Source organism: Desulfuromonas sp. CSMB_57 (genome assembly GCF_020194955.2).
In the GTDB taxonomy this organism is placed as follows: domain Bacteria; phylum Desulfobacterota; class Desulfuromonadia; order Desulfuromonadales; family Syntrophotaleaceae; genus JAFCIY02.
Map to the genome: position 1 here is coordinate 1 of NZ_JAFCIY020000027.1, position 4,936 is coordinate 4,936.

The following is a 4,936-nucleotide window of genomic DNA, read 5'->3' on the forward strand; positions in this document are numbered from 1 at the left end:
ACTGCAGATGCGCCACCACCGAATCGATGCAGCGTTTGCGGCTTTGTTTGCCGCGCCGCATCGGTTCAAGTTCTTGTGAGCGCAAGCGCTCGGTTAATCGTTGTTCGTACATGGATTTCGCCCTATTGCAAAGATGGCAAAGGAAAAAAGAGGATTTATCGTTTTCTTATATAAATAGTAAAATTCTGGTTATCACAATTTATATAAATAAATAAAAAAATCATTCATTGATCGATTCAGGTGGTTTATCATTTATACCTTTTTGCTTTTTTACATAATCAAGTGTTTTTTTAACTGAAGTTTCAATGTTTGGGATTGTTTTATAGGTTGAAGATTCATCGATGTATTTTTGTGCAAAAGATATTGCCTCCAAAATATCAAGGTCTGGATTTCTATGTTCTTTCTCGGTGTATGCAGAAAGGCTTGAGAGGTTAATGTCGATCGAACCTTCAAGACGTTTTACTGCGTTTGAATTTTGATTCTTGTTAATTAAATTTATTACTTCTATGTCATTTTTTAAATTAATTGCGATTGAAGACATAAATAAATCAAAAAAATGATCATTGTATCTTTTTGCGCTTACCTTTTTGCCATATAAAAAACCTGAAAATCCTGTAGTTACCATTAGGACGATGAAAATAGCTAAAATATGAATATTTTTCATGTTTGTTTTCCGTAATAGTATTGTTTTATTGATTACTTCGTTTTTTAATTTCACGAAGTGCCTCAAGCGGGTACTTGCTAGCCCATGTACGGTCAATAATTTGCTCGTATGTGCCTTGTTGCATCATTTTATGATTGAAGTTATTGACAGCGATTAAGATCCCTGTTGTTGCGACTTCTGGATCCAGTGCCGCTGTGCCAACGGCAACGACTCCACCCGGATCCGGAGCCGAGGCCCAGACACTTGCAACGATTCCATCCAGCAAGGCGCACCATTTACCGTATTTCTGTCTTGAACTGTCGCTGCATGAAAGAGGCATTATTTTTTCCTTTTCATTTAATGGTTAGAATTTGGTGGACGCCCTCCTTGCGTTGAAGGAGGGCGTCGCTTGCAATTTACCTGGGTACCGCCCAGGAATCTTCGGCTTCAATACCCGTGGGTTCCCAGGTCCATTTAATCTTCTTATAGGTGAAGGCCACCTCTTCCATGTGACGGAAAGGTTCGTTTGAAGCAATCAGTGTTGTAGGCATGTAGGGGTGAATGCTTACGATGATGGCGTCTTCCAATGCATGGGTGAAATAGTGCTCTTCGGTGCCCTGCTTGGTGATGCGATACCACTTGATGGTGACGTCCTTGAGATGCTCGCCGGTGCACAGAGCCTGGTAGAGTTTCGGCGAACTTTGGTCGAACTCCTTGACAATGCACAAGGAACCATGGACACGTTTGCCCGTGGCCAGTCCATCAGTTGGGCTGCGTGGGATACTGATGTCGTGAGTCATCGCATAAGTCAGGATCGTGCCTTCTCGGCCCTGCATTTCGCAGGAGCCGTCGATCTTTCCTTGTTTTTCTCCAGTTAATGTGAGGTGAGCCGGCATGGCCATGATGAAAAATTCTCCTTTAACTTTTTGATAAATATAGTTTTTATCGAACCTTGATTAAAATGGCTGAAATATTGTTGATATCAATGACGCCATCATAAAACTCCTGGCGACTCAGTTCCCCCAAATGGACCAAGTTATCAGTGACAAGCAGAAGTTTACCGGTCATGTCCTGTCCGCTTTGAAGGCGAATTGTGACGATTTTGCCTGTATTTTGGGCCAGAACACTTTTGATATCGTTGTCGGATGTAAGAGTTAAGCTTTGGGCAAACGACAACGTGGTAAAACTAAGGCACGCAATGGCAAGCATGGTGATAAACAGTTTTTTCATTATTCCTTCTCCTTTTTGTTTGGCAATGAATGGATGATGGCTTTACACCGGTACCGCCCAGGAATCTTCCGATTCAATGCCGGTCGGCTCCCAGGTCCACTTGATCTTTTTGTAGGTGAAGGCCACCTCTTCCATGTGGCGGAAGGGTTCGTTGGAAGCTGCCAGGGTGTTGGGCATGGACGGGTTGATGCTGACAATGATGGCGTCTTCCAAAACATGGGTGAAGTAGTGTTCTTCGGTGCCCTGTTTGGTGATGCGGTACCACTTGATGGTGACGTTTTTCAGATGTTCCCCGGTGCACAGGGCCTGGTAGAGTTTGGGTGAACTCTGATCGAACTCCTTGGTGATGGTCAGAGCGCCATGTACTCGTTTGCCCGTGGCCAGTCCGTCTGTCGGGCTGCGGGGGATGGTGACGTCGTGGGTCATGCCATAGACCAGGATGGTCTTTTCCCGTCCCTGCATTTCGCAGGAACCGTCGATCTTGCCTTGTTTTTCTCCGGTGAGGGTGAGATGTGCCGGCATTGCCATGGTGTTGTTCCTCCTTGAGGGTTGATGTTTGGCCTTGAAACTTTTTCAAAGCCGGAATAGTTTGATATAAATTGATGACTATTTTGATGCTTTAAAAATATCTTGACGCTTAAAGGCCCTGCGCGGCTATTTCTGCCGCTGTTCGCCATTTATTTTTTACTGAAATAGAGCAAATCTCGTATGAATTATTTCCTGTATTTATCCTATTTGCGATCTTTTCAATTTCTTTCAGTACGTCTTTAAGATTCAGGTATACCCCTGGCCTGGGTACATGATCCATGGCATTGGAGCAAGCAATGTTCGCTTGCAGCATGTTTCCCACAACCAAAAGCAATTCCTCGTTCATTTGCCAATGTATTGTGTTGGAAGTTCCAAAAATTGCTTCAACAACCTTTCTTAAGTTTTGTTTTTCAGATTGTGTTAGTTGTGACAAAGCTAGTCCTCGCTTTCTATTGTGTATAATATTAGTTTTTTAAAATCCTCATTGCTAATATTGCTTTCAATCCTTACCGCAGATTCATTGTTGTTTTTATTGATAATCCAGGCCATATTTTTAAATGGTTCTTTAGATTCATTAATTTGGTATGCACGTAGCTTTTGGTTTTCAAAAACTTCTATTGTGGAAGTGTCCTTTAAAAATGCGCACTTGAATTCTTTAACAAAACTATTGAAGCCATCATTTGTTGATATATTTTCTATGGCCTGATGGGAATTGCTAAAAAAAGCCAGTTGAAAAAAATCATCCAAGTTAAAATTCATACCTTGTAAGTTTAATGTTTGAGATGTTTCTGTTGAAATTACTATTTCAGGATGATTATAATATTTAAAAATTGCAATATTTTCGCCTATTCCAATGCTTTTAAGATTAGTTTTTAAATGAAAATTCATTCCACCATAATTTATTATGACAAAATCATTTTTGTAGATTGTTTTGGAACCTTCATTGATTGTATTTTGATTGAAATTGCTATGTTTTATAGTCTCTTCTGCTCTGATATTGTTAAGCGTGATTGATAATAAAAGGACGATCAGGATAAAAATTTTCATAATTTGCCCCTTTACACCGGTGCTGCCCATGAATCTTCCGATTCAATGCCGGTCGGCTCCCAGGTCCACTTGATCTTTTTGTAAGTGAAGGCCACCTCTTCCATGTGGCGGAAGGGTTCGTTGGAAGCTGCCAGGGTGTTGGGCATGGATGGGTTGATGCTGACAATGATGGCGTCTTCCAGTACATGGGTGAAATAGTGCTCTTCGGTACCCTGCTTGGTGATGCGGTACCACTTGATGGTGACGTCCTTGAGATGCTCGCCGGTGCACAGAGCCTGGTAAAGTTTGGGGGAACTCTGATCGAATTCCTTGGTGATGGTAAGAGCGCCATGTACCCGTTTGCCCGTGGCCAGTCCGTCTGTCGGGCTGCGGGGGATGGTGACGTCGTGGGTCATGGCATAGGTCAGAATGGTTCCTTCCCGGCCCTGCATTTCGCAGGAGCCTTCGATCTTGCCTTGCTTCTCTCCGGTGAGCGTCAAATGTGCAGGCATGGCCATTGTGGTGTTTCCTCCTTGTGGTGATAATTAGACTGCTCAGCGAAAGCAGCCAGTAATCTCTTGTTTGCTGCAAAGCATTGCCTTGTTTTACTTGTTACTAACATAATCAAGTGTCTTCTTTACTGAATTTTCAAAAGTACTATTGACTTGATGACCCGGATATTTTTCTCTATAATTCTTGGCAATACTAATCGCCTCAATAATCTCCTTATCCTCACTATCAGGATTTAATGGTGGATTATTGACGTACAGGGCCAGTCCTGCAAGTCCTACGTCTAAAAAAGCCTCAAGTCGATTTTGTGCCATATTATAATCGCCAGCTTTTAAAAGCTCCAAAAGCATAACCTGATTTCTAATTTCAGTGGCATCAAGGGCATACAACGATTTCTCAATTTGCCTGTCTATTCTTTTAGTTGTCTGGTAATTGCCAACGCGAATCCCAGCATAGTAAAATCCAGACGCCACAAGCACAAAAACCAGTGCTTTAAAGAGGTAATTTTTCATAGATCGTCCTTTATAATCCGCTTTGACTTGTTCATCGAATGAATATCAAAAACCTCTTCGTCGTTTCAATTCTCTAAAAGCTTCCATGGGATGCTGTCCTGCCCAGACCGGATCAATTCCATCTTCCCCTTTGGCTGCCATTTCTAAATTATATTTCTTTACCTGCAGTAATATGGCCGCTGTCGGTAGATCCGGATTAAGAGCTGCCGTGCCTGCTGCGGTAATACCGGTTTTATCAGGCGTTGCTGCCCATACTGCGGCTACAATTCCATCCAGCAAGGCGCACCATTTACCGTATTTCGGTCTTGAATCGTCTTCGCATGAAGGAGGCATTTTGTTTCCTTTGAGTTTTGATTGATTCGGGGAATCTTTTTGGCGGGCCCTCCATACAGTGAAGGAGGGTGCGCAATAATGGATCAGACCGGTACCGCCCAGGAATCTTCCGATTCAATGCCGGTCGGCTCCCAGGTCCACTTGATCTTTTTGT

The 4,936-nt window shown here is 42.8% G+C and carries 10 protein-coding genes; all 10 read right to left on the reverse strand.

The genetic code is table 11. From position 1 onward, the window contains the following. Positions 1 to 220: 220 nt before the first annotated feature. The 10 genes from JQN68_RS08650 to JQN68_RS08695 all read right to left on the reverse strand — a co-directional run bounded on the left by JQN68_RS08650 (position 221) and on the right by JQN68_RS08695 (position 4,782). Entirely contained in the window at positions 221 to 664 is a 444-nt protein-coding gene (locus tag JQN68_RS08650; RefSeq protein WP_225073911.1) for a hypothetical protein, read from the reverse strand. Positions 665 to 689: 25 nt separating this feature from the next. Further along, complete coding sequence (locus tag JQN68_RS08655) at positions 690 to 983, reverse strand: hypothetical protein (protein ID WP_225073910.1); 294 nt, start codon at positions 981 to 983, stop codon at positions 690 to 692. 76 nt (positions 984 to 1,059) lie between these two features. Then, entirely contained in the window at positions 1,060 to 1,545 is a 486-nt protein-coding gene (locus JQN68_RS08660; RefSeq protein WP_225073909.1) for an Hcp family type VI secretion system effector, read from the reverse strand. A gap of 40 nt (positions 1,546 to 1,585) precedes the next feature. After that, positions 1,586 to 1,873 carry a hypothetical protein gene (locus tag JQN68_RS08665; protein WP_225073908.1) on the reverse strand — a complete coding sequence of 96 codons (288 nt, stop codon included), beginning with the start codon at positions 1,871 to 1,873 and terminating at the stop codon, positions 1,586 to 1,588. Positions 1,874 to 1,915: 42 nt separating this feature from the next. Further along, complete coding sequence (locus JQN68_RS08670; protein ID WP_225071928.1) at positions 1,916 to 2,401, reverse strand: Hcp family type VI secretion system effector; 486 nt, start codon at positions 2,399 to 2,401, stop codon at positions 1,916 to 1,918. Between the two features lie 109 nt (positions 2,402 to 2,510). After that, complete coding sequence (locus tag JQN68_RS08675) at positions 2,511 to 2,834, reverse strand: hypothetical protein (RefSeq protein WP_249621119.1); 324 nt, start codon at positions 2,832 to 2,834, stop codon at positions 2,511 to 2,513. Positions 2,835 to 2,836: 2 nt separating this feature from the next. Further along, the gene (locus JQN68_RS08680) at positions 2,837 to 3,448 is read right to left on the reverse strand and encodes a hypothetical protein (protein ID WP_249621120.1); all 612 of its coding nucleotides are present in this window, start codon (positions 3,446 to 3,448) and stop codon (positions 2,837 to 2,839) included. An 11-nt stretch (positions 3,449 to 3,459) separates the two neighbouring features. Further along, positions 3,460 to 3,945, reverse strand: coding sequence for an Hcp family type VI secretion system effector (locus JQN68_RS08685; RefSeq protein ID WP_249621121.1), 486 nt, complete (start codon positions 3,943 to 3,945; stop codon positions 3,460 to 3,462). 87 nt (positions 3,946 to 4,032) lie between these two features. Next, positions 4,033 to 4,449, reverse strand: a complete 417-nt coding sequence (locus JQN68_RS08690; protein ID WP_225071930.1) for a hypothetical protein — start codon at positions 4,447 to 4,449, stop codon at positions 4,033 to 4,035. A 45-nt stretch (positions 4,450 to 4,494) separates the two neighbouring features. Continuing rightward, positions 4,495 to 4,782: a hypothetical protein gene (locus tag JQN68_RS08695; RefSeq protein ID WP_225071929.1), complete on the reverse strand. Its 288-nt coding sequence runs from the start codon at positions 4,780 to 4,782 to the stop codon at positions 4,495 to 4,497. Between the last annotated feature and the right edge of the window lie 154 nt (positions 4,783 to 4,936).

Excerpts from the sequence above, each read along its gene's own strand:
- JQN68_RS08695 (WP_225071929.1), bottom strand. The coding sequence starts at position 4,782 with ATGCCTCCTTCATGCGAAGACGATTCAAGACCGAAATACGGTAAATGG.
- JQN68_RS08670 (WP_225071928.1), bottom strand. The coding sequence starts at position 2,401 with ATGGCAATGCCGGCACATCTCACCCTCACCGGAGAAAAACAAGGCAAG.
- JQN68_RS08650 (WP_225073911.1), bottom strand. The coding sequence starts at position 664 with ATGAAAAATATTCATATTTTAGCTATTTTCATCGTCCTAATGGTAACT.
- JQN68_RS08660 (WP_225073909.1), bottom strand. The coding sequence starts at position 1,545 with ATGGCCATGCCGGCTCACCTCACATTAACTGGAGAAAAACAAGGAAAG.
- JQN68_RS08685 (WP_249621121.1), bottom strand. The coding sequence starts at position 3,945 with ATGGCCATGCCTGCACATTTGACGCTCACCGGAGAGAAGCAAGGCAAG.
- JQN68_RS08665 (WP_225073908.1), bottom strand. The coding sequence starts at position 1,873 with ATGAAAAAACTGTTTATCACCATGCTTGCCATTGCGTGCCTTAGTTTT.
- JQN68_RS08655 (WP_225073910.1), bottom strand. The coding sequence starts at position 983 with ATGCCTCTTTCATGCAGCGACAGTTCAAGACAGAAATACGGTAAATGG.
- JQN68_RS08680 (WP_249621120.1), bottom strand. The coding sequence starts at position 3,448 with ATGAAAATTTTTATCCTGATCGTCCTTTTATTATCAATCACGCTTAAC.
- JQN68_RS08690 (WP_225071930.1), bottom strand. The coding sequence starts at position 4,449 with ATGAAAAATTACCTCTTTAAAGCACTGGTTTTTGTGCTTGTGGCGTCT.